At 37.7% G+C, this 24624-nt stretch carries 22 protein-coding genes; 12 read left to right on the forward strand and 10 right to left on the reverse strand.

What is annotated here, in order from left to right:
* Positions 1-95 precede the first annotated feature (95 nt).
* The gene (locus CPT03_RS22925) at positions 96-323 is read left to right on the forward strand and encodes a hypothetical protein (protein WP_216641591.1); all 228 of its coding nucleotides are present in this window, start codon (positions 96-98) and stop codon (positions 321-323) included.
* Positions 289-645, forward strand: coding sequence for a hypothetical protein (locus CPT03_RS22930; RefSeq protein ID WP_216641592.1), 357 nt, complete (start codon positions 289-291; stop codon positions 643-645). Before CPT03_RS22925 ends, CPT03_RS22930 begins: the two co-directional genes overlap by 35 nt.
* Here the strand turns inward: CPT03_RS22930 and CPT03_RS02505 are convergent.
* Positions 638-1096 (reverse strand): MaoC family dehydratase, encoded by a 459-nt coding sequence (locus CPT03_RS02505; RefSeq protein WP_099437361.1) that lies wholly within the window; start codon positions 1094-1096, stop codon positions 638-640. The genes CPT03_RS22930 and CPT03_RS02505 overlap by 8 nt on opposite strands.
* Positions 1097-1235: 139 nt before the next feature.
* Here CPT03_RS02505 and CPT03_RS02510 point away from each other — a divergent pair, with 139 nt between their 5' ends.
* On the forward strand, positions 1236-2204 hold the full coding sequence (locus CPT03_RS02510; protein WP_099437362.1) for a glycosyltransferase family 2 protein: 969 nt from the start codon (positions 1236-1238) through the stop codon (positions 2202-2204).
* Between the two features lie 2 nt (positions 2205-2206).
* On the opposite strand, the gene CPT03_RS02515 is transcribed toward CPT03_RS02510, so the two are convergent.
* Positions 2207-4732, reverse strand: a complete 2526-nt coding sequence (locus tag CPT03_RS02515) for a beta-L-arabinofuranosidase domain-containing protein (protein WP_099437363.1) — start codon at positions 4730-4732, stop codon at positions 2207-2209.
* 217 nt (positions 4733-4949) lie between these two features.
* On the opposite strand from CPT03_RS02515, the gene CPT03_RS02520 reads away from it, so the two are divergent.
* Entirely contained in the window at positions 4950-6611 is a 1662-nt protein-coding gene (locus CPT03_RS02520; RefSeq protein ID WP_099437364.1) for a glycoside hydrolase family protein, read from the forward strand.
* Between the two features lie 16 nt (positions 6612-6627).
* On the opposite strand, the gene CPT03_RS02525 is transcribed toward CPT03_RS02520, so the two are convergent.
* Positions 6628-7866, reverse strand: a complete 1239-nt coding sequence (locus CPT03_RS02525; RefSeq protein ID WP_099437365.1) for a sensor histidine kinase — start codon at positions 7864-7866, stop codon at positions 6628-6630.
* Complete coding sequence (locus CPT03_RS02530; RefSeq protein WP_099437366.1) at positions 7866-8540, reverse strand: response regulator transcription factor; 675 nt, start codon at positions 8538-8540, stop codon at positions 7866-7868. The genes CPT03_RS02525 and CPT03_RS02530 overlap by 1 nt, the downstream gene beginning before the upstream one ends.
* Positions 8541-8682: 142 nt before the next feature.
* On the opposite strand from CPT03_RS02530, the gene CPT03_RS02535 reads away from it, so the two are divergent.
* From CPT03_RS02535 to CPT03_RS02550, 4 genes are all read left to right on the forward strand, one after another.
* Complete coding sequence (locus CPT03_RS02535; RefSeq protein ID WP_099437367.1) at positions 8683-9888, forward strand: DUF4856 domain-containing protein; 1206 nt, start codon at positions 8683-8685, stop codon at positions 9886-9888.
* Positions 9889-9972: 84 nt separating this feature from the next.
* Entirely contained in the window at positions 9973-11121 is a 1149-nt protein-coding gene (locus CPT03_RS02540) for an imelysin family protein (protein WP_099437368.1), read from the forward strand.
* 13 nt (positions 11122-11134) lie between these two features.
* The gene (locus CPT03_RS02545; protein ID WP_099437369.1) at positions 11135-12484 is read left to right on the forward strand and encodes an HTTM domain-containing protein; all 1350 of its coding nucleotides are present in this window, start codon (positions 11135-11137) and stop codon (positions 12482-12484) included.
* Positions 12462-14690, forward strand: coding sequence for a TonB-dependent receptor family protein (locus tag CPT03_RS02550; protein ID WP_216641593.1), 2229 nt, complete (start codon positions 12462-12464; stop codon positions 14688-14690). The genes CPT03_RS02545 and CPT03_RS02550 overlap by 23 nt, the downstream gene beginning before the upstream one ends.
* 272 nt (positions 14691-14962) lie before the next feature.
* On the opposite strand, the gene CPT03_RS02555 is transcribed toward CPT03_RS02550, so the two are convergent.
* A complete protein-coding gene (locus CPT03_RS02555) occupies positions 14963-15223 on the reverse strand; it encodes a hypothetical protein (RefSeq protein ID WP_157766330.1) in 261 nt (86 codons plus the stop codon).
* A 414-nt stretch (positions 15224-15637) separates the two neighbouring features.
* On the opposite strand from CPT03_RS02555, the gene CPT03_RS02560 reads away from it, so the two are divergent.
* Positions 15638-18172 carry a hypothetical protein gene (locus CPT03_RS02560; RefSeq protein ID WP_099437372.1) on the forward strand — a complete coding sequence of 845 codons (2535 nt, stop codon included), beginning with the start codon at positions 15638-15640 and terminating at the stop codon, positions 18170-18172.
* A 30-nt stretch (positions 18173-18202) separates the two neighbouring features.
* On the opposite strand, the gene CPT03_RS02565 is transcribed toward CPT03_RS02560, so the two are convergent.
* Genes CPT03_RS02565 through CPT03_RS02580 form a run of 4 tightly spaced genes read right to left on the reverse strand, consistent with a single transcriptional unit; the run spans position 18203 to position 19962 of the window.
* Positions 18203-18769: a DUF4256 domain-containing protein gene (locus CPT03_RS02565; protein WP_099437373.1), complete on the reverse strand. Its 567-nt coding sequence runs from the start codon at positions 18767-18769 to the stop codon at positions 18203-18205.
* 6 nt (positions 18770-18775) lie between these two features.
* The gene (locus CPT03_RS02570) at positions 18776-19159 is read right to left on the reverse strand and encodes a DoxX family protein (protein WP_099437374.1); all 384 of its coding nucleotides are present in this window, start codon (positions 19157-19159) and stop codon (positions 18776-18778) included.
* A 6-nt stretch (positions 19160-19165) separates the two neighbouring features.
* On the reverse strand, positions 19166-19633 hold the full coding sequence (locus CPT03_RS02575; protein ID WP_099437375.1) for an SRPBCC domain-containing protein: 468 nt from the start codon (positions 19631-19633) through the stop codon (positions 19166-19168).
* 5 nt (positions 19634-19638) lie between these two features.
* On the reverse strand, positions 19639-19962 hold the full coding sequence (locus CPT03_RS02580) for an ArsR/SmtB family transcription factor (protein ID WP_099437376.1): 324 nt from the start codon (positions 19960-19962) through the stop codon (positions 19639-19641).
* A gap of 122 nt (positions 19963-20084) precedes the next feature.
* Here CPT03_RS02580 and CPT03_RS02585 point away from each other — a divergent pair, with 122 nt between their 5' ends.
* Positions 20085-20666 carry a YdeI/OmpD-associated family protein gene (locus tag CPT03_RS02585; RefSeq protein WP_099437377.1) on the forward strand — a complete coding sequence of 194 codons (582 nt, stop codon included), beginning with the start codon at positions 20085-20087 and terminating at the stop codon, positions 20664-20666.
* Positions 20667-20762: 96 nt separating this feature from the next.
* Entirely contained in the window at positions 20763-22202 is a 1440-nt protein-coding gene (locus tag CPT03_RS02590) for an amino acid permease (protein WP_099437378.1), read from the forward strand.
* A gap of 131 nt (positions 22203-22333) precedes the next feature.
* Here CPT03_RS02590 and CPT03_RS02595 read toward each other — a convergent pair whose 3' ends face one another.
* Positions 22334-23572, reverse strand: coding sequence for an MFS transporter (locus tag CPT03_RS02595; protein WP_172954126.1), 1239 nt, complete (start codon positions 23570-23572; stop codon positions 22334-22336).
* Positions 23573-23671: 99 nt separating this feature from the next.
* On the opposite strand from CPT03_RS02595, the gene CPT03_RS02600 reads away from it, so the two are divergent.
* Complete coding sequence (locus CPT03_RS02600) at positions 23672-24547, forward strand: LysR substrate-binding domain-containing protein (protein ID WP_099437379.1); 876 nt, start codon at positions 23672-23674, stop codon at positions 24545-24547.
* Positions 24548-24624 lie beyond the last annotated feature (77 nt).

Consider the following 24624-nt stretch of genomic DNA (forward strand, 5'->3'; position numbering starts at 1 on the left):
AAACCCTCTCCGTTGCTGAGTTTATACAGCGATAGTAAAAAAAAGTATTATGAGCCCTTAAAAGCCGTTTATACAAAGGGTAATAAAACATTTCATTGTATTACCCTAATGGTTCAATAGCTACTGTAAAGCTTGAGCCAAAGTCTAAGTACTTCAAATTAACCCTTCTGTCGCTTACGAATCGCAAAGGTATTGATGTGGTTGAATGGGGCCCCGTTCATACCAATATCAACAATCTGTTAGGAGAAATTATTGGGGTTGCAAGAGATACGAGTGCTACTGTTAACTATGCCATTGGCACCGTTTCATATTCATACGCCTGATACAAAACGTTTTCCTTTGCCAGGCAGCCTGCACGAAGGACAGGTATTTACGCTTGGCGGAAACGGGATTAGTGATGTTGCTTTTTACGCCCACAAAGAACCTTGGTATAGAATAATGTATGGAAATGCTGCGGTGGTTGATAAAAAAGGAAGAATCTCACTTGCTTATCAGTCCGGAAATCGTGCTACCGAAAGAGAGGTGTATTATTCACTTATTCCTAATATGGCCGCCAATACACCAAATCATTTGCAAGTACAGCCATTCATTTATCGAGAAATTAACAGAATTTTATATTATGTTTTCCTTTATCATTTTATATAAAATGATAAAGGAAAACAACATTGCCGGTATATGCCGGTTTTGGCTGATCTTTAATGTTAAGGGTAGCCTCGATAACAACTTTGGTAACGCCTCTTAGGTTTGTTATTGAATTCAGTTTAGCCTTTAGTTGTACTTCGCTATTTACTAAAACAGGTTGGCCAAATTTAAACGACTCAATTCCATAGTTTATTTCCATTTTAATATTGCGGACATCTGCAATCTGTTTCCATAAATACGGAATTAACGATAAAGTTAAATAACCATGCGCTATGGTAGCTTTAAATGGACCTTCGTTCTCAGCCTTTTCTTTATCTACATGTATCCATTGGTGGTCTAATGTTGCATCAGCGAATTTGTTAATTTGTTCCTGATCTATTTTATGCCAATTGGAAACCCCTAAATCATTGCCTAAATGTGACTGATATTCTTCAAAACTATTAATTATTAACATATACGTGTTTATTTTTCAATTTAGACCTGTTTCAATTTTCCCGATAATAAAAATTATCCTATAGCAGCTAATGCATCTTCTACGCCAATATAACAATAAGTTTGTTTTTTACTGAGTTTTTTGGTAATTTCCTTAGCCTATGTTTATATCAATTATCACTCCCGCGTATAATCGTGCCGAAACTTTGCATCGCTGTTATGAGTCATTGAAAGAACAGTCTTTTAAGAGTTTTGAATGGATTATTGTTGATGACGGATCAACAGATGAAACAGCACAAACGGTATCGGCATGGCAAAGTGAATGTGATATGGATATTATTTATATTCAAAAGCCCAACGGTGGCAAACCCTCAGCAGTAAATCATGGAGTGAAAATTGCAAATGGCGAAATGTGTGCTATAGTGGATTCTGATGATAGCCTTTGTAATGATGGCCTTAAAACTTTAACTGATACCTGGCAAACGCTGGCACCTGATGTAAGGGATACTTATTGGTGCGTATGTGCTTTGGTTGAAGATTCAGTTACCAGGCAAATTGTAGGCGATCTGTTCCCTTCTGACAACATTACAATTACAGGAGGGGAGTTTCAGTTTAAATATAAAATAGAGGGCGACAAGTTTGGATTAATGCGTACTGCATTATTAAAAAGTAATCCATATCCCGAAGCAGAGGATTACAAATTTGTACCTGAAAGCTATATCTGGAATAGGCTAGGGCGCGAATACAAATATGTTTGTATAAATAAAGTAGTGCTAACCTATTATATGCCAACAGGTTTTGGTATTGGCAATTTAAGCGGTAAGGCAAATCGAATTAGAAATGCAAAAGGATTAATTATGTGCGAAGTAGATGTAGTGAACAAGGATTTGCATCGTTGGTTTTTTAATGCTCCAATTTTTTTCTTTAAAAGAGCTGCACAGCTGTCACGCTATGCAATTCATTCAGCATCCTTAATGCGCCAGTACAAAAATCTGGAATCTATATGGGGTAAAATTATTGTGCTGGCATCATTTCCAATTGGTTTTACCCTTTATTTGGGAGACAGGTTATGGTTTAAATATTACTATGCCCCAATTAAAGCTAAGCTAGTCAGAGAAACAATTTCGTAATTTTACTTTGCCTCTTCTTTAACAAGCAAATTGTCAATACTTGCTATTGAGTCGTATGCCCTAACACCTACCATTCCATATTTAAATTCATCATCTTTTACTGAAATCAGTGGACTTGCCGATCCGTTAAAGTATACCTTGATTTCGTTATCTATTGCATCAATTTTAATTTGATACGACTTGCCGATTTCTAGTTTTTGCTTTTGAGATGCAAGTACTACCCATTTCAGATCAGATGATTTACCTAATTCTATAACGCCTGTTTCGGCATCAATTCCTAAATAATAACCTTTGTACATGTCAGCCCCAAGCACAGCATCTGTAACTCTAAAGATAAGGCCAGCATTGCCTTTTGAGTTTAGTTGTACCGTTGCCTGGTAACTTAGGTTTTTAAACATAGTGCCACTTGCAAGAGCTTTTGAACCATGTATTCCGTATCCCCAGGATCCTTTGTTAGATGCGGCATGGAATGCACCATCTTTAATAAACCAACTGCCTCCATACAATAACCAATCTTTAACTGTAGCATTTTCAAAGTTCTCTTTAAAGGGTTTGCCTGCAGATTCCGGGGTACCTATAACCGGAAAATTACTGATCCTTATGTTTTCACTGCCAAATGGGGTAAGTGTTATCTCTTCAGTCTGTTCAGATGAAGCTACAGGACTTCTGGGAACCTCAAAAGCATGCATCTTGTTGTAAGCCATAGTCCACGAAGGGATTTTTTTTGCAGAAACCTTTAGTTTTACAGGTGTAGTAGCCTGCACAAAAGGATTTTCGGGCATTGCCGAGTTCTCAACTTTTATCGATTTAGCTAAATTTTTACGGTCTATAACCAAACCATAGTTCCATGGCGAAGCAGATGATACCTCGTAGTCAAAAAAGCCTGCTACAGGGTGTTTTTTACGGATACTATATTGAGCATCCATTTGTAATCCATATACCAGAGGTCCGCGTTCAACAGTTACCGATTTGTTTACCTGATCTGATACTTTTATATCCATCGGAAAGTTAAGGGTTACCTCATCTTTACTATTCCATAGCCTGGTAATGTTATAGACTTGTCCTGTTTTAACATTCAATAAAGCCTTTCCATTAACGGTAATTTGTGGGTTTTTACACCATTCCGGAATCCTTAGTTTTAAGGGAAAGGTTGCTGGCTTAGCTAAGTCTATTTTAATTTTGATCTGTTCTTCGAACGGATAATTGGTTTCTACATTCAGTTTAACCGGAATGGCATCGGCCACAAAAGCATTTAGTTCAACCGGGGCGTAAGCAATTACAGCTAAACCTTTATCAGGAGTAGCAACCCAGCTGTTCTTTACAAAATATGGCCATCCCATATGCATATTGTATCTGCAGCAACCCATGCCAGAATAAGGGCTTAAAAGTATGCCGCCATCATAATCTTCATCAAAACCAGAGTTGCCATGTTTACAAACCACCTGATTGGGTTGTGTATAATATAAATGAGATTTTATGTCTCTGCTGAACTGCGATGGTAGGGTGTTAAAAGCAATTTTTTCAAGCCTGTCGCCAATCTGCACATCATGAACAATCCTGGCGGTAGTTTCCAGACTTTGCATCCACTCTACCACGGTACAGGTTTCGGTTCCCTGAAATGAACTTTTGCCAGCCAGAAATTCAGTTCCGGATGCAATGCCTGATGATTGGCCGTGGTCTCTTATTAAGTTACTGATTCCCTTTTCGGTAGCGTCTCTGTAGTATGGCGTATTATTTAGCTGAGCGTAAATTGCAGGAAGTTTAAGCGCCTGGCCAACACTAACACTATGCTTGGTATGAAAATCATCGCCATAGTAATAGAATTGATTGTTTGTGTAAATATCAGCCCATGGATAAGCCTGTGATTTTAGTTTTTCGGCTAAGGTTAAAAGGGATTTTTCGCCCGTTCTGTTATATAGCCATAATACCAGTTCTATATTATCCCCGGTTCTGGATTTGCTCCACTCAGTTAATGGCTTTTTATCAAGATTATCAAGCTGGTACTTAAAATATTTTGTGAAGAAACCAAGAACACGTTCATCGCCTGTTGCTTCGTAATAGCTTTGAATTGCATACATCATAGGCATTCTTGGCCACCAATCGTTCATTTTTGCAGGTCCAAATGAGCCATTAGGCTGCTGATGGTCTAATGTCCAGTTTATCCATTTCTGCGATTTCGCCTTCAAATCAGGATTATCCAGTGTGTATGCCAGGGCCACTAATCCTTTCACATAATATGGCACACGTTCCCAGCCCTCGCCACTACCACCAAGCCAATCAGATTCAGGACCAAGGTTAGAGGCTTCAGGATAAAGCTCCTCTGCATGGCCTGTTGCACCATCTTTTTGCAATTCAAGTTGTTTCAATAACCAGCCTTTAGCCTTAATGCTACCAAGTGGGAGCTGTATATAGGTGTTGGCTGTTAGTGGCGCACGGTTGTATACATATTGTTTGGCCGGGTTATTTTGAGCAAAGAGTAATGAAGGGATCGAAGCAAAAGCTAAGATTAGTGATTTCCTAACATTCATGTTTATAGATGGCTTGTGTGTTTATAGAACAAGTTTATTATAAAATATTTACTATTTTAATGTTTATCCGCAAATTGATACAATCTGAAGAATTTTTGAAACGGATAGATGAGCCCCAGGGTTAAATGTTAAAATTACTTAATGAATGGATAAGAAATTAAAATTACCATTGTTAAAATACGGTTTATTTGTTTTCCAATTTATCTGAATTTGTAGAATGAAAAAATACCTGTTTATTAAACTGATCTTTTGTGTTTGCTTTTTAACACCCGCTTATCTATTAGCCCAGATCACAGATAGGCCACGCCCTGCTGAATGGAAACAACTTGTAGAGGGCGCGCGCTTTAGGGATCGTTTATTACCCATGCCAAAAGGGAAGTTGAGTAGTGATACCTGGGGTGCCAAAGGCGTACTGCCCCGTTATGTTGATAATGGTATTGAAGACCGTACCAGATCTTATTGGGGCGGAAATATAATTCTGGGAGCGGATAAGCTTTACCATCTATATGTATGCGGCTGGCTAGAAAGCTCTGAAAAAGGGCATGCAGAGTGGCCTCATTCTATAGTATATCATACTGTAAGTAATAACTCAATAGGGCCTTTTAAAATAAAGGATACTATTGGCCCCGGACATAATCCCGAAGCTTTTCGTATTAAAGACGGCAGATACGTAATCTATGTTATTGATAACTACTATATTTCAAATAGTTTAAATGGTCCATGGGAGCGAAAGAAATTTGACTTCGATAAAAGAGACCGTCCAATTATTGAAGGTCTTTCTAATTTAACATTTGCCCAAAGGGAAGATGGTTCTTACCTGATGGTATGTAGAGGAGGGGGTGCGTGGATTAGCAAAACAGGGATTTCTTCGTATAACCAAATTACCGACAGAAGAGTATATCCTAATGTGAAAGGAGAATTTGAGGACCCTGTTATCTGGCGTGATCATATCCAATACCACTTAATTGTTAATGACTGGCTTGGCAGGATTGCTTTTTACGAACGCTCTAAAGATGGAATTAACTGGGTTACTGATCCTGGAGAGGCTTATACACCAGGTGTTGCAGTGCATGAAGACGGGCAAGTAGAGGATTGGCATAAGTTTGAGCGTATTAAGATTTTTCAGGATAAATATGGCAGGGCTATTCAGGCCAATTTTGCAGTAATTGATACTTCAAAGGCCGATGATAAAGCCAGCGATCGTCATAGCTCAAAGAACATTAGCGTTCCGTTAAATCCGGGTGTTTTGTTAACCATGCTGAACAAAGTGCAGCCTACTGCAAAAACCAAGGTTATCCAGGTTAAAATTGCTGCCGAAAAAGGTTTTGATCCACAAAAGGATATTGACATAAAATCATTACGTTTCGGTGCTTCAACTGAAGTTAATTTTGGCATGGGCAGCAAAGTATTGAGTGTTCAAAAATCGGGTAAAGACCTGATTGTAAATTTTGATGCCAAAGGAAACGGAATAACGTCAGAAGAATTTGCACCTAAGCTGATCGGTAAATATTTATCCGGTAAATTACTTTATGGATATACCAGGGTGCCATGGTTAAGCTATAACGAGGCCATTATTTCTGCTCGTAAACCTGTATTTAGTGCTAATAATAACAAGACTGATATTAAGGTAGAAGTAGAAAATTTTGGGCAGGTAGTATCTAAAAAGAGTAAATTAGAAATAGCGTGCACTGTTGATAATGAGAAAAGAATTTTGGGTATTGCCGAGGTTCCGGTACTTCAGCCATATGGCAAAACAATGGTTCAACTGACGGCTGATTTTGCCTTTGAAAAAGGAAAAGAATATGCGTTTTCTGTAACAGTTTTAGCAAATAATACCAAAGTTTCGTTATTTGAATTTAAAGCTACACCATCTAAGTAGCCTTAAATAATATACTTTAAAAAGTTATACTGAAGTGGTGCATGCCGTTGTTGTAATGATAATTAACTTGCCAATTGTTGATTTTACAGATTTGTTTTACAATTGATAATCCAAGTCCATTACCCTTATTACCGGCAGCCCCTTTGCCAAACCTTGTAAATAATTTAGATACAGGGAATGAAAGTGGCTCACCTTCATTACTGATCTCTAAGGTCTGTTCATCTAGGGTAATAATTATTTTGGCATTTGCAGTTGTATAAGAAAGCGCATTGGTTAATAAGTTAGATACCAGGATTTCCATCAGAAATGAGCTGGTATATACTTCTTTGCCTTGAATAAGTTGCGCTACATGCAGGCCTTTATGTTCAAACAGATCTTCCATTAAATCGAAGTTGCGTTTAAGCACATCTTGTAACGAAACCCACTGTACATCGGTAAATGCATTGTTTTCTAGTTTGGCCAATAGTAGGAGGCCTTTATTTACTTTGCTTAGGCGTATGGTTGCTTGTTTTGCATCATTAAGTAAACGAGCCATATCTACAGTTAATGGCTGCTGGCTAATGCTTTCTAATCGGGTTTTTAGTATACTTAGTGGTGTTTGAATTTCGTGCGAGGCATTTTCGGTAAATTCCTTTAGTGCTGTATATTCCTTTTTGCCTCTGGCAGCTAAATCAATAAGCACCTTGTTCATTTCTTGGAATTCTTTAACATCTGTAAGGGTTAGTTCCAATTCTTCCTTAGAGCTAACAGAATAGCCCTGCATACGCTTCAGATTTATTAAGAATGGCTTCCAGATCCGGCGACTGATAAAATAGTTAACCAGGGTGCCAAGAACGATTAGCAAGGCGGCTATGGATAAGAAAATGTAAATGATGGTTTTAGAGTAGTTGTCCCAGCCAATATAAGTGGTCATGACCATGATGCGGTAAGGAGTGCCATTAATTTTTCTGCTTTCAGAAAAGTAGTAATAGCCTTCTGTTACTTTCTGTACCTTATCATAAATAAGCGTGTCTTTAAAAACTTTGGGTAATTTCATCAGGCTTTCATCGCCCTTAGTAATGTTTACCAATGGGAAAGCGACATTTTTGCCCATATGTATTTCCTCGGCAACCATGTTGGTTTGTAATTCCAACTGCTCCTCTATTTCTTTGGATATCTCATTTCTTAAAAAAAGAAATAGCATACAGCCTGTAATACCCAGTACTATGGCACTAAGCCAAAAATGATAATAACTAATTTTTGATAAGAGTTTCACTAATAGGTAAACTTATAGCCCATTCCATATACTGTTTTAATGTAGTCTTTTCCCGAGATATTGCATAGTTTTTTTCGCAGGTTCTTCATATGCACATATACCGTGTCAAAATTATCACTCTGGTCAAAATGGTCGCCCCATAAATGTTCCACTATTGATGCCTTGCTCACCACACGGTTCTTATTAATTACAAAATAAATAAGCATGTCGTATTCCTTTCTGGTCAGACTAACTTCATTGCCTTTAAAGAAGAACGATTTAGATGCAGGGTGCATGGTGAAATCATCAAACATAATTTGTTCGGCACCTTTCAGCGTCTTTCTCCGGTATATTGCGTTTACGCGTGCATTTAACTCCTCCAGATAAAATGGCTTGGTTAAATAGTCGTCCGCTCCCAGGTTTAATCCATTCAGTTTATCCTGTAAGGAGTCTTTTGCTGAAAGAATTAGGATTCCGGTTTCCAGATGACTTTTCCTAATGTCTTCTATCAAATCTATCCCGTTTCCATCAGGTAGAGTGATGTCAAGAACAACAACATCGTACATATAGTCCCTCAGTTTTTGTTCCGCCTGGCCAAAAGTTACTGCTTGTTCGCATATACAATCATGTGAGTTGAAATAGGTTTCCATTTCTTCCAGTAGTACTGGCTCATCTTCTACAAACAACACCTTCATAAATATTTTTAAAATTATTTTCGATTTTTTTGGACTCTTTAGAAATTCTTTAGAATTGGCTTTAATATTTGCAGCAAGATTAACACTTATTTAGACTTATTACAAACAATATAACAATAAAATACATAATCAAAATAAAAAAATGAAAATTCAATACTTTAAAAGTTCAGTATTTATTGCCCTTGCAGTTGCGGCTCTTACTTCATGTAAGAAAGATAAAGTTGATCAGGAAGGAAGCAAATCTTTGCGCCCTGCAATTGACTATACTAAATTGGTAGATGGAACTAAGTACGATGCATCAAATACCATCTTTGTAGATGCAGCTGGTAAAACTACAATTGATTTAACTACAGGTAACTTCCGTTACAGAGTATTTCAAGGTATAAACACTTATGGTGGAGTATGGAAAACTAAATTGGTTGATGGTAATGTATTGAAAAACATGTATTCAAATACTGGTAATCCATTTACTGCTGAATCTAATCCTGCTCCGGCTGATTTTGCAGCAATAAATGCTTCTGGTGTTCAGTTGCGTAATGTTACTGCCTCATCTTGGGATGCCGCTTCAGCAGAAGTTGTACGTAAGAAAATCGAAGCAGATCTTGCATTGCTTGCTACTATAAGTGCCTCTGGAAATGTTGTTGCTACAAAAGGAAACGCTGGCTACATTGCTAATAATGGGGGCTCTAAATATCTGCTTGATGCTAAAGGACTAGAAATCGGTCAATTAATTCAAAAAGGTTTAATTGGTGCTTTTGATCTGGATTATATCGGTAATGTTTTACTTAACAAAGGTCTGGAAGCTGATAACAAGACTTTAGTATCTGGTAAAAATTACACAAAATTAGAGCAAAACTGGGATGAAGCTTATGGTTCATTAACTTTAAACCCAATTTATCTTGCAGGTTCAACAGATGCTGTAAGAGGTACTACTGAATCTTTTATCGGTTCGTACATTTGGGAATACAACAAAACAAATTATGCTAAAATTTTCCCTGCATTTTTAAAAGGACGTGCTGCGGCTGTTAATAATGACGCAACAGAATTAAAAGCACAAGCTTTATTTATCAGAACTCAAATGGAATATGCGATTGCTAATGCTGCCTGGAATTATCTTAAAAAATGGAAAGACAATAGTTTAACAGATGCAGGTGCTGCTGCCCATGCGTTAGGTGAGGGTTTGGGATTCGTTTACTCGTTACGTTTTGCAACTGTTCATAAAGCTGATGCTAAATTCTCTGATGATATTCTTAACGCTCTAATAAATACTGATGGCGGTGCCTGGGATTTAACTCCGGCAAAAGTAACTGCCGCACAAGATGCTATTAAAGCCAAGTTTGGTTTGTAGTAACTGTAATATAACTTTTATTAAAGTGGATTACTTTTCCGGTCGCGAAGAGTAATCCACTTCTATCGTTTATAACATTTTGATATGAATCGCTTAAAAATTAAACAAATTGGCCTTGCCTGCTTACTGGTTTTAACAGTATTTGCCTGTTCAAAAAATAAAGGTACAGACCAGCCTGATGAGACTGGTAAGCCTGGGATTGACCGAAAGGCCCTATTAACTTACCTTGCTGACGATATAATCATTCCATCTTATGCTAACTTTAAGGTAAAACTGGATGCCTTGCAGGCAAAAAGTGATGCCTTCACAGCAGCTCCCACAACTGCATCTTTAATTGAGTTCAGAACGGCATGGGTAAATGCTTATGTAGAATGGCAGAAGGTTGAGCTGATAGATGTAGGTCCGGCAAATGGCCAGGTGTTGAGGGCATATTTTAATGTTTACCCAACCAATGTTGCTAATATCAATTCAGGTATTGCCAGTGGCGATGCTAATTTTGATTTGCCTGTTACTTTTGCACAGCAAGGTTTTCCTGCTTTAGACTATCTGATAAACGGGCTTGCAAATAATGATGCTGATATTGTTGCATTTTACACTACTGCCCCTGATGCTTCAAAACGGATTACGTACGTAAAAAAGATCCTTACAGAAATGAATACCATTTTTACAAAGGTTTATACTCCATGGACTACGGGAGGGTACCGGGCAGAGTTTATTAGTAGATCGGGAACAGATGCAAGCTCATCATTAGCTGCATTGGTAAATGGCTATGTTTTAAACTACGAAAGATACATCCGCTCTGGTAAATTCGGTATCCCTTCTGGGGCAATGATGAACGGAGTAGTTTCTGCAGAAAAAGTAGAAGCACTTTATAAAAAAGATATCTCCCTAACATTGGCTAAAACAGCCCAACAGGCTTCTTTAGATTTTTTTAACGGGAAAAGTGTAAAAACCGGAACGGAGGGGAGCTCTTTTAAGACCTATCTTGATGCTTTAGGAGCAAAAGACAGCAAGACAAATGTTAAGCTTACACAAGCTATTCAGGATCAGTTTGCCGTTACCTTAACAAAACTGAGCCTTTTAACAGAAAATCTTAACAATGAAGTGAAAACAAACAATCAGAAAATGATTGATGTGTACACTGAAATGCAAAAATCTGTGCGTATGCTCAAAGTGGATATGACATCTGCAATGAGTATTACCATTACCTATACAGACAATGATGGAGATTAATTTCATTTTTTAAATGAACGGTTATTTCCTGAAAACAACACATGCAGCCCCCATAGCCATTTATAGAATAGCTATGGGGCTAATGCTGTTTATCAGTATCCTGCGTTTTTGGACAAAAGGGTGGATAAGCGAGCTTTATATAAAGCCCCTGCACTTCTTCTCTTTTTATGGTTTCGAGTTTGTAAAACCATTGGGTAACTATACCTATGTGCTATTCTTTGTTTGTGCTATGGCAGCATTAATGGTAGCGTTTGGATTGTTCTATCGTGCGGCAATTGTTGTGCTGTTTTTTAGTTTTACCTACATAGAACTAATGGATAGAAGTACCTACCTGAATCATTATTATTTTATGAGCCTGGTATTGTTTATCCTCATGTTTCTGCCAGCAAATCGGTATTTTTCTATAGATGCAAAGCGTAAGCCATCACTATTATCAGATCAGATTCCGCAATGGAATATTGATGTGTTGAAGTTCATGATGGTTATTTTGTATTTCTATGCCGGACTTGCAAAGATTAATAGTGATTGGCTGTTAAGTGCATTGCCTTTAAAGATCTGGTTGCCTTCTCGTAATGACCTGCCTATAATTGGAGCTTTGTTAAGCTATCCGGCTACTGCATTTTTATTTAGCTGGTTTGGGTGTTTGTATGATTTAACTATAGCTTTTTTCCTTTGGAATAAGAAAACGCGTTTACTGGCTTATGCAACAGTGGTTGTATTTCATGGACTTACTGCTGTATTATTCCCGATAGGTATGTTTCCTTATGTAATGATTGTGGCAGCTTTGATCTTTTTCTCTGCTGATTTTCATTTACGGTTGGTAGACTTTTTAAACAGGCTATTTAAATGTTCACCCGAATTTATTAGACCTAATATCAGGTTTACTTATAAACCCCTGGTACAAAAAATAATGTTGGCAGGATTTGGACTGTTCTTTCTGCTTCAGTTATTGTTTCCGTTCAGGTATATGTTATACCCGGGAGAATTGTTTTGGACGGAGCAGGGCTATAGATTTTCATGGCGTGTAATGTTAATGGAAAAAGCTGGCTATGCACAGTTTACAATAAAAGATGCTACAGGTAAGTTTGCTATAGCAAATAACAATGAGTTTTTGACCGTATTGCAGGAAAAAATGATGAGCACACAGCCAGACATGATTTTGCAGTACGCCCATATATTGCGCGACTACTATGCCAAAAAGGGTTTTAAGTCGCCACAAGTTTATGTTGATTCCTATGTGGCCTTAAATGGTCGCAGCGGGAAAGTTTTTATCAATCCACACGTAGATCTTGCTAAAGAGAATGATTCTTTTAGCCCTAAGAAGTGGATTTTACCAATGAATGATGAGATTAAAGGTTTTTAGTTTATTATGTTGCTGTTTTATTTCAACAGCTGTTTTTGCTCAGGATACCACTAAGACGAAAGCACCCGATACGACTGCCAAAGTAAAGAAATTAAAAGAGGTGGTGATTAAGAATAAAAAGACAGATTTTGGATTTTCACATTTAAAAGGAGTGGAGAATTCTGGTATTTATGAGGGGAAAAAATCGGAAGTTATTATTCCAGATCAGCTGGTAGCTAATTTAGCAACCAATAATGCAAGGCAAGTTTACTCAAGGGTAGCTGGTTTGAATATTTGGGAAAGTGATGGTGGAGGAATTCAGCTAAGTATTGGAGGCAGAGGCTTAGATCCGAATCGCACTTCTAATTTTAATACAAGACAAAATGGATATGATATCAGTGCTGATGCCCTCGGATATCCTGAAAGCTATTATACAACCCCTACTGAAGCGCTTGAACAAATTCAGATTGTAAGAGGCGCAGCATCTTTACAATACGGAACACAGTTTGGAGGTCTTCTGAACTTTATTATGAAGAAACCAGTAAAGGATAAGCCTTTTGAACTTACTGTACGCCAAAGTGTTGGATCGTATAAATTTTATAATTCTTTTACCAGTGCCAGCGGAACCGTTGGAAAGGTGAGTTACTACACATTTTTTCAATATAAAAAGGGGGATGGTTTTAGAGGTAATTCTGATTTTAACAGTTACACCGGATATGCCAATATAAACTATCAATTTAATGAAAAAACAAAATTAGGATTAGATTTTACACATATGAACTATCTGGCTCATCAGCCGGGCGGTTTAACTGATGATATGTTTGCTGAAAACCCTACACAAAGTAATAGGGAGAGGAACTGGTTTAAGGTAAACTGGAATTTATTTGCACTACATTTTGATCATAAATTTAATGCAAATAACGAGTTTAACCTGCGGTTGTTTGGCTTGTCGGCAAACAGGTATACTGTTGGGTTCAGACCAAATCGTGTGGCTACGGTTGATGATGGGTCAGAGCCTAGAGATCTGATTAAGGGAGATTTTGAAAACTGGGGAGCTGAAGGAAGGTACCTTAAGCGTTATAACTTGTTTAATAAACCTTCCGTATTATTAGTGGGGGTGCGTTATTATCATGGTCTTAACCATAGCGTACAAGGCTTTGGTAGTTTGGGCAAAGATGCCGATTTTAATTTCTTGGATCCAGACAAATTAATTTTAAACGATTATCGTTTTCCAAACAGGAATGTTTCGGTTTTTGCGGAGCATATACTTCATATAAATGAGAAGTTTTCAGTCATACCAGGGATTCGTTTTGAATATATAAATACCAAAGCAAACGGTTTCTATGCAGGAAAGATACCAAGCAATATTCCTACTGATATTGAATTGGGTGAAAGAACTTATGAACCTAGAAGTAATCAACGTCAATTTGTTATTGCAGGACTAGGCTTGAGTTATAAGCCAATTGAAAGTGTAAATGTTTATGCTAACCTATCACAAAATTACCGCTCTATTACTTTCAGTGATATGCGTATAGCAAATCCATCAGCAGAAATTGATCCTAATTTGCAGGACGAAAAGGGGTACTCATTTGATGTAGGTATACGTAGTCAGCAAACTAAGTTTTACGCGTATGATGTAAGCGGATTCTATTTAAATTACAATAATCGGATAGGAGAGGTTCAGACCTACGATGCCTCGGAACGCATCATTCGATTACGGACTAATATTGGCCAGGCAGTAATTATTGGGGTTGAATCTTATGCTGAAGTTGATTTTCTACGCTTGTTAAAACCAGAGGAAGAAGATTGGAGCACGGTTTTGTTTGCAAATACAGCATTTATTAAATCGGAATATAGAAAGAGTGAAATTACGGCTATTAAAGGAAATGAGGTTGAGTTTGTTCCTGCATTAAATTTTAAAGGCGGTTTAAGGCTTGGATATAAAAACTTAAAGGGGTCATTTCAATTTACCCATCTCTCTGATCAATATTCTGATGCAACTAATGCAATTAAAGGAGATGCATCTGCAGTTGTGGGTTTAATTCCGGCTTATACTATAATGGATGCAAGCATATCGTATGAATACAAAAGATACAAATTGGAGGGAAGTGTAAATAATCTTGCAAATGCTTATTACTTTACGCGTAGGGCAACCGGTTATCCTGGGCCAGGAATTTTGCCGTCTGATAATAGAACATTTTATTTAACCCTTCAGGTTAAGTTATAAGACGAGTGTGAATTTGATTAATGTCATGTGGTAATAATCAAAATGGGTAATGCTTTGGAGTATTTTAAGTGCCTGCTGATTATGACCAACGAGCACACTGGAAGCAGACTGAGTTAGGGTTTCTTCGGAAAAAAGGTACCTTTTTCCGAAGCATTGTCGAAGCAGTGTGCTTTCCGTGGTCCGTTCTTGTTCTCTTTCTTCCGCATCAAGATTTTAGTTTCTATGTATAAAAGCTGAAATTTCGGATGAAAATTTTAAGGGGATAAAGGTTTTTAATAAACTGACTTCCAGATTTTAAAGGTATTCTGATTGGTCCCGTCAATTTGCCTGATAACAAGGCAAAGGTGTTCCTCTCTTTGAGGAAAATATTTATCAATGATTTGCTGAGTCTGTTGTATTAACTGTCCAAGATGTTGTTCAAAATCAATGTTTTTAACATTTAAAATGACCTGATTCATTCTTGCTGAAATTGTGCATTCGAAGGTAAATTCTCTTTTGAGTGCTTTTACTACTTTTGATCTCAGTTTTTTCATTGAATTCTGATTTTGGTAAGTTATTAAATAGGGTTTCCCCATTAATTATCAGTCTAAACGTTAGCTGCCTTTAATAATTGTGCGGTGAAATGTCATTATTTTATTTCCCTTACTTTATTTGGCAACATTCTAAATTAGTAAAAATAGTATAAGAAAGAACCTTTTGTAAGTTGTTTTAATGTAACAAATTTGGGTGATATGCGATTGCTTAATTTCAAGAAGCTGGTTTGTTATTAAGAGGGTATGTCTGGCATCAGAAAGGTGAACTATATGTCCATATTATGCCAAAAACGCTGAATAGTTTGTTGAAAATGTAAAATAAAGAGGATTGTAAAACGCGTCCTTTGATTTACCAAATATGAGTTAGTAGAGGATGAGAAAAAGTTCTGTCTGGCTCCCTTTTAAGTAATGTATATGAAAAGAATTATAATCTCCTGTTTTCTTACTGCGCCATTGGCGCTGAATGCCCAGCAAATTGTATTAAAAAATGATCTTGTGCAAAGGGTTCTACAGTTCGATGGGAAAGTTTGGCGCAGTACGCGATTTTCAAATTTAAAGGGAGATAAGAGCCTGATTGTAAAAAGTGAGGAGGTAAATATATTGCCTATGAATACCGGTAAAACTTATGGGATTACTGACTTTGTGGCAAACGAAAAACCATCTGTGTACAGTCATGGAGATACTAGTTTCATCAGTATCAGTTACCGCCCGTTGCCGGCAATAAAAGGTAAAGATGCAGTTCCTGATGCAATGAATATTAAATACTTTCTGGTAAAAGGTGAGCCTTATACCCGTAAAGTAGTTACGCTAAACTACAATAAGTTTGCTACTGTTGATCGTTTGGAAGCCGAGCGTTTTACTACTCTTAAGCCCGCAAAAGGAGGGGGGCGTGGTGAACCGATTTTTGTAAATGGTCAGTGGTTCTTTGGATTGGAGTATCCGGGGGGTTATACAAGACATACTAATGGCAATACACCTCAAAACTATACACGCAGCTATGATAGCGTAGGTAATTATAGTAATATAAATCTTGATAGAAGGGATATTGAACCTAAATCGGAAAAAGGACTAATTAGGCTGATGCATTTTCCGGGATATGCAAAGCAAAGTGCTGCAGGGTTTAGTATTATTAGCAAAACGGCAGTGGCAGGAGTTGTATTGAAGCAGGAAACCTTGCAAACTGCTTTTATGAAGTATTTGGCAACACTTTGGAAAGCGCCACGCTCTTTTCTTCATTTTAATAATTGGTTTGAGCCAAAGGCCAAGGATTTAAAAGGAGATGGATTAGTAAGTATTTGGCGTGATTACAAGGCAGCTATCAGCCCGTATGGCGTAAAAATGGATGCAATGGTAGCTGATGATGGGTGGCAGGATAGAAAGTCTATTTGGGAGCCTTCAAAAGCTTACTTCCCGAATGGTTATGATGATGTAAGGATTTTGAGTGATAAACTGAAAAATGAAGGAGTTGGTTTTGGTTTATGGCTTTCATTAAATGGGTATACCAATAATATTGATTGGGGAAAGGAGAATGGTTATAGGGAAGCTAAGCGTAATGCATACTTTAGTCAATATGGCCGTAATTACAGTTTATCTGCAACAAAATATAAAGAAGAGGTACTCAAAAAAATCCCAGAAATTGCCAAGTTACTGAACCTAAACTATTATAAACATGATTTTAATGTGTTGAGTGATATGGATGAGGGTAATAACCATCCTGCAACCGACAGGCATGGTCACGAAGCTACATTGAATGCATCTATCGAAATTCTGGAGACAACAAGAAAACTAAACCCTGATATACATCAGAATATGACCAATTGGGTATGGTTTTCGCCATGGTGGCTAATGTATGCAGATTATTTATGGATGCTTGCCGGGGATGATGGGACAAATGGTAACTGGCCCGAAATTTCGACACGTGCAATGGGCTCTACTGATAGAGATGCATATATATGGCGAATGTTTGGAAATCCAAATGACAGACCACTTGTTCCTATATCACGTTTAATGACTCATGGGATCATTAAAAGTACCACCGGCAGAATGGAAAGCAAAGAGGATAATTTGCAGGACTGGGCAGAGTATGTATTGATGCATTATGGCCGTGGCACGTTATTAAAGGAGTGGTATATTTCGCCATCGGTAATGAAGCCGGAAGATTGGAAGGTGTTATGTAAACAAGATAATTGGGCCAAAAGTCATCGCGATGCACTAACCAATACTGTATATGTAGGTGGTAGGCCAGATGAGGGCCATGCTTATGGTTATGTTGGCTGGAGCGGAGAAAAGGGTGTATTGGTAGTTCGAAATACTAATGCAAACACACAAAAGCTGATTATACCATTTGATCAGTCGGTTAATTTTAAAGGGGCTCCCGGACAGGTATATCATGCTAATGTTGTTTTTCCGTATCAGGATGCCTGGCCTGCAAAGTTTACATCGGGTAAGAATATAGAAATTGAACTTGCAGGGTACGCTACCATGGCATTTGAACTGGAGAAGGGTAATCCGGGGGTAGCATTGCCTAAACCACAACAATTAGAGTTTTTGACAAAAAAAGAAGGACTGCCATTAACTAATTTAATGATTCCGGAAGATGTTGAGGGAAGGTGTGATTTGATGATAATTGGCTGGCCAGAGGCAGCTGTAATTAAGATTGATGGAGTTGCTGTGAGTCCAAAACGTAGCAGTAAAGCGGATTTGAACAATTTTGCTAGCTATGCAAAGTCAGGTATGATTCTGGAAAAAGCCAGACCCTGGACGATGTATACTTATGATCTGTTGCCTTATGCAGGCAAGCGCATAAGTATTGAGTATGGAAAATCATCAGGTTTTGAGGCTCATATACTTGCTGAAAGAAAAGTGAAGGCAACTGTAGCAAAAGATGATAATGATAAGTTATGGGCACTTACAAATGGAACAAGAAGGCAAACAATTAAAGTTTTTTAGTTGTTAGCCTTCTTGAATATCTGTGAGAAATTAGATCCTCAGCACACCTCTGAAGCCTCTGGCGGCATAGTAAGATTCGGCACCGTTGTGATATATGAAGATAGTTTCGTATCGGTAATCCCCAAAAATGGCTCCGCCATGTTTTCTAATGTCTGCTGGTGTTTTTAGCCAGCTCGATGTTTTAGTATCGAACTTACCAAATTGCTGTAGCTCGCGGTATTGTTCTTCTGTTAGTATTTCAATACCCATGCTGGCAGCCGCATCAATAGCGCTGTTTTGTGGCTTATGTTCTTTTCTTGCATCTAAAGCTGCGCGGTCGTAACAAAAGCTTCTCCGTCCTTTTGGACTTTCTGCTGAACAGTCATAAAAAATGTATTCATCGGTTGTTTTATCGTAAGCAACAACATCTGGTTCACCGCCGGTTATTTCCATATCATCAAGCGACCAAAGTTTTTCTGGATTAGCCTGGAGTTTGGTTTCTACTTTTTCCCATTCAATCTCCTTATGGCGGTTTCTGTTTTTTTCAAAACGCTCTTTCAAGGTTTTGATTAATTCTTCGCGTTGTTCGGGTGACAATTCTTTTTTAGTGGTTTTCATAGCTTTTTATAGATTAACTGAAATGAGCTTCCTGTCTGCTGGTCTGAAATACCAAGATACAAAAGTCAGCACTAGTAATAATATTGGACCAAAAAGATCTTTTCCTCCATCACCATTAGCCAGGTGAGAGAATACAGCTCCTGACATGGCAAAGAAAAAACCTGCATAAGCCCATTCCTTTAATAGGGGGAGTTTAGGAAGAAGTGTTGCTATGACTCCCAGTATTTTCCAAATCCCCAGTATTGTCAGGATGTATAATGGGTAACCTAAGTTTTTCATCATTGTAACCTCATTGTCCATTTTAATTAATTGTACTATGCCGGTTGATAACATTCCTAATGCGAGCCAGAGTGTGGCTATCCAATAGATGATTTTATTTCTCTTTGTCATGATGTATTATTTTAGTTTGCTTACAATGTTTTGCAGTTTGTTATGTGCCATATTTATACCCAGTGCAAATGGTAACTGTAGTACTTTATCTCTTATTTCGCCCGATTTGTATATAATATGCATCGTGAGTTTGCTAGTGCCATCAGTAAGTTTTTCAAATTGCAGGAACTCAAGCTGGGCATCGAAAGGGGCATTGTCCATTTCAAATGTCCGGGTAATTTTCTGGTTTGGAATAAACTCATGAATTACACCATTAGCTATAAATGCTATATTCCCTTTAGGATCACTTGTTTGGAACTGATAACTGCCATGGTTTTTGTTTTCTAGTTTCAGCACTTTTGTTCCCATCCATTGCTCAACAATTTCGGCTTCTGTATATGCCGTAAAGAGCAATTCTAGTGGTAAATCAAATTCTCTGGTAATTATTAATTCCTGCTTGCCATTTTCGGCGTGGATTTTTGTTTTTTGTTCCATAGGGTTTATTTTTTTGATTGGTAGTTTTTCATTATGGTTTCCAATTTGTTGAACCGATCATCCCACATTTTGCGGAACGGCTCTATAAAGTCGGCTACGTCTTTCATTCCTTTTGCATTTATGTAATAGTGAATTTCTCTGCCGTTTTGTTTTTGTTCAAGTAATTCGCACTCAGTTAGGATTTGCAAGTGCTTTGAGACAGTTGGCCTTGCTGTGTCGAAATTTGAGGCTATTGCACCAGCTGTCATAGCTTGTGATGCCACCAGCAGAAGTATTGCCCTTCTTGTTGGGTCTGCAATGGCTTGAAATACATCTCTTCTTAAATTCATTATGTAGCTATTTGACTACAAATATATGTGTAGTCAAATAGCTACGCAAATTTTTTTGATATTTTTTTAGGATGATCATTTGTATGTGGTTGGTTGTAAGTTGAATTGTGTATTTTGGCAGTATGCAGAAAAAGGAAATGGAAACTTTTTGTCCGGCAAGCAGGGAAGAATGGAGGCAATGGCTAAAAGAAAATCATAGCTCACGCCAATCTGTTTGGCTTGTTCAATATAAACAGAAATCGGCTAAGCCAAGTATACCCTGGAGCGATTCAGTGGACGAAGCGCTGTGTTTTGGCTGGATTGACAGTACGAGGAAAACGATTGATGAAGAAAGTTTTGTGCAGTTTTTTACTAAGCGTAAGCCAACAAGTAACTGGTCGAAAATTAACAAGGCTAAAGTTGAACGTCTAATAGAAGAGGGGCTGATGACAGAAGCAGGTTTACACAGTATTGAAGTTGCAAAGAAAAATGGTTCATGGTCTATTCTGGATGATGTAGAAGAGTTGGTTGTTCCAAAAGATTTACAGGAAGCATTCCGGTTACAGCCTGGTACTGGTGATTATTTTGGTAGTTTGAGCAAGTCTGTTAAAAAGATGATACTGCAATGGGTTGCTCTTGCCAAACGGCCAGAAACCAGACAAAAGAGAATTGCTGAAATAGCAGAGCTTGCGGCCCAAAAGCTGAAACCAAAACAGTTTAGATAATATTTATTCTTTTAATCGTTCAAATCAATATAAGTTCCCACTTTTGTTGAAATTTTGAGTGATACTCATACTGTAATTGAATAAATACCATAAAAATTGAAACAAGCGAACGAAAAGCCTGCTGAGCAAAAACTTAAAAGAGGATTGCAAAACAGGCATATTCAGTTAATTGCCCTTGGCGGAGCCATAGGAACAGGATTATTTTTAGGCATTGGTCCGGCAGCTGTATTAGCTGGGCCTTCTGTAATTTTAGGTTATGCGCTGGCCGGTATTATTGCGTTTTTTATTATGAGGCAGTTGGGCGAAATGGTAGTTGAAGAACCTGTTTCGGGAAGCTTTAGCCATTTTGCATATAAGTACTGGGGCTCTTTTGCCGGTTTTGCCTCTGGCTGGAACTATTGGGTTTTGTATATACTTGTAAGTATGTCGGAGTTGACCGCCATAGGTATATATGTGCACTTCTGGTGGCCTGAAATTCCCCTGTGGTCCTCAAGTCTTTTCTTTTTTATTGTAATTAATGCCCTAAATCTTACCTCTGTAAAAGTATATGGCGAGGTGGAATTCTGGTTTTCAATAATAAAGGTAGTAGCCATTATTGCAATGATCATTTTTGGCGGATATTTACTTTTTAGCGGTAGTGGGGGCGAACAAGCGGGTATTGAAAATTTATGGAACGATCGTGGTTTTTTTGCCAAAGGTTTGTTTAGCGCTGATGGTAAAGGAGGTTACCAGGGTTTGCTTGCCGCTATTGCATTGATTATGTTTTCTTTTGGTGGGCTGGAGCTAATTGGGATAACGGCTGCGGAGGCAGAGCAACCTGAAAAAACCATTCCTAAAGCTACGAATCAAGTAATTTACAGGATTCTGATTTTTTATGTAGGGGCATTGGTGATTTTATTCTCTTTATCTCCATGGAAAAATATTACTACTGATAGTAGCCCATTTGTAATGGTGTTTGAGAGTTTAAAAGGTTTTCAGTTTACGCTTTTAGGTAAAACTATTTATTTTACCAGTGTAATTGCTAATGTGCTTAATGTTATTGTACTAACTGCTGCTTTGTCTGTTTATAATAGTTGTGTTTACAGTAACAGCCGGATGCTATTTGGCCTGACGGAACAAGGGAATGCACCTTCTTTTTTATCGAAGTTGAATAAGAATTCGGTACCGATTAACGCAATCTTAATATCGAGCCTATTTGCAGCAATATGTATTATAGTTAATAAGCTAATGCCCGAGAAGGCGTTAGAAGTTTTAATGTCGCTGGTGGTGTCTTCTCTAATTATCAACTGGCTAATGATTAGCATTACTCATTTGAAATTTAGAAGAAGTAAAGAAGCTGAGCGGGTTAAGACTAAGTTCCCTTCTTTTATTTATCCTTTGTCGAATTACCTATGTCTGATATTTCTGGTAGGTATTTTAGTTATTATGTGGATAACAGGATTAAAAATGTCTGTTGAGCTTATTCCTGGATGGATCTTATTACTTTATGTTTGTTACCTGGTGGTTCGTAAAAAGAAAAGCGGAGATAAATCATAAGATTTACCCCCGCCATCTAAATTAACGCTCTCATAAATATAAACGAAGAAATGAGTAAATGGTTTAATCGTTTCTGTGTTTTTTTGGAGGTATGACAGTAATATGATATTGTGTGAAGGCAATTTCTCACTTTATCTTAAATGCAGTATTGTTTGGAAAGAAAGTTGTCGGCCGGAGCGTTTGTTTTGATAGACAACGAACATCGCGGTAGCACATAAACCAATTATCCCCGCTAAACAAACGGCTAATCGCGGACCAAAGGCTTGAGCTGTCCAGCCGATAAGCAGACTGCCTATAGGGATCATTCCCTGATAAGCCATAATGTAATAACTGATGGCGCGGGCTCTCATTTCAGGAATAGTATGTGTTTGAATGTAAGTGTTTATGGCAGATGTTTGGGCCATCATACCTATACCACCAAAGGCCATAAATACAAGGGCTAAAGATAGTATGCCTGAATAAGCCAGCATTATTAAACTTACCCCAAATATGGTGCTTGCCAAGACTATAATTCTTTTTAATGGTTTAGCAGACCTTAAATTAGCTAAATACATTGCGCTAATTACCGAGCCCAGGCCGGCAGCACTTTCGAACCAACTAAACGTTCCTGCATCGCCATGAAATAGATCTTTAGCAAAAATTGGCATTAATGTATTAAATGGAATTACGAATAAACTGCTAATACCTATCATAAGGATCATGCTGCTAAGTTCTCTGTCGCTTGATACGTATTTGAAGCCTTCTTCCAGCTCAATCCAAATGCTTTTTTCTGATCTTTGTGTAACGCCAAGGTTTAGTTTCATTAAGAACAGACATAGTAGCACAGGGATGTAACTTAAAAAGTTTCCGACAAAACAAAAGTCTTCGCCAAAAGTACTCAGTATTACTCCTGCCATAGCGGGTCCCACAATTCGCGCAAGGTTGGCCATAGTAGAATTCAGTGCTATTGCATTGGGCAGATCTTCTTTTTGGTCTACCATTTCTACCATTAACGATTGTCGGCAGGTTACATCAAAAGCATTTATGATACCCTGTACCAGACTTAAGAAGATGATGGCTGGAATGTTGTAGAACTTGAAAAAGATTATTGCTGCAAGTGCGCCTGCCTGCATCATAGATATGATTTGGGTAATGACAAGGATTTTATAACGGTTGTGCCTGTCGATTAAGCTACCTGCATAAGGGGATAGTATGAGTGAGGGGATTAGACTGGCAAAAGCAACGAGGCCTAATAAAAGTGCTGATCCTGTTAGTCGGTAAACTAACCAGCTTACAGCAGTTTTTTGCATCCATGTTCCTATTAAAGAGATACTTTGGCCATAAAAGAAAAGTTTGAAATTGCGATATTTTAATGATCTAAATATATTCATGTGTAGTAGATGTCTTGAAGACATTACAAATTTCGGCATAAGTTATTGAGTTGTAAAATTGATTGTTTTAATGATATTGATTAGTTTTAACGATTGATTATGGAACTTAGACAACTCAATTATTTTGTAAAAGCTGCTGAACATCTTCATTTTACTGAAGCTGCAGCTGAATCTTTTGTAACACAATCGACTTTATCACAACAGATAAAGCAATTGGAAGAAGAACTGGGTATGTTATTGTTTGATAGGGTTGGTAAGCATGTACGGCTAACAGAGGCGGGTGGTGTATTTCTGGTTCATGCAAAACAGATATTGCTGGATGTACAAAAATCTAAAGCAGCGATATCTGAATTGAACAATCTTGCGATTGGTGATCTTAGGATTGGGGTTACTTATGCATTTAGTTCTATGGTATTGCCAGCATTGGCCCCTTTTTCATCAAAATATCCGGGGATTAAAATATTTATTGAATATGGTACTCCGGAATCGTTGGAAATTAAGTTGAAGGCTGCCGAACTAGATATTATTCTTAGTTTCCACGAGGAGTCTGATAACCAGGGGCTGGAAATGCAGCCTTTGTTTTATTCTAAAATTGTGATGGTAGTTTCGCGAAAGCATTCGTTGGCATCATTAAAAAAGATAACAGTAGCTGAACTTGGCGAGTTGGAGCTTATTTTACCGGGTAAGGGTTTTAGCTCAAGAGATTATGTAAATGAGCTTTTCCGTAAGCGTAAGATTACACCTAAGATCAAGATTGAAATGAATGAAGTAAATTCATTGCTTACTTTGGTAGAAAGTACTTCGTGGGTAACTATTTTAAATGAAAAAGCCATCATCAGCTGGGATACGTTAGTTGCTATTCCAATAGCGGGAAAGGAACAGTACAAGAGAGCATTTATATTAAGACAAAAGGGAATCTATCAAAAGAAGGCTGCAAATTTATTTATTGAAGAGCTGAGCAAGATACTTTGGTAATTTTGATACGCATTGGCGAAACTTTGAGACGGATTCTTTACTTTATCAGGCTCATATTCTCTTTCTTTGTTTATAAC

It is taken from the genome of Pedobacter ginsengisoli, from assembly GCF_002736205.1.
GTDB classification, from domain to species: Bacteria; Bacteroidota; Bacteroidia; order Sphingobacteriales; family Sphingobacteriaceae; genus Pedobacter; species Pedobacter ginsengisoli_A.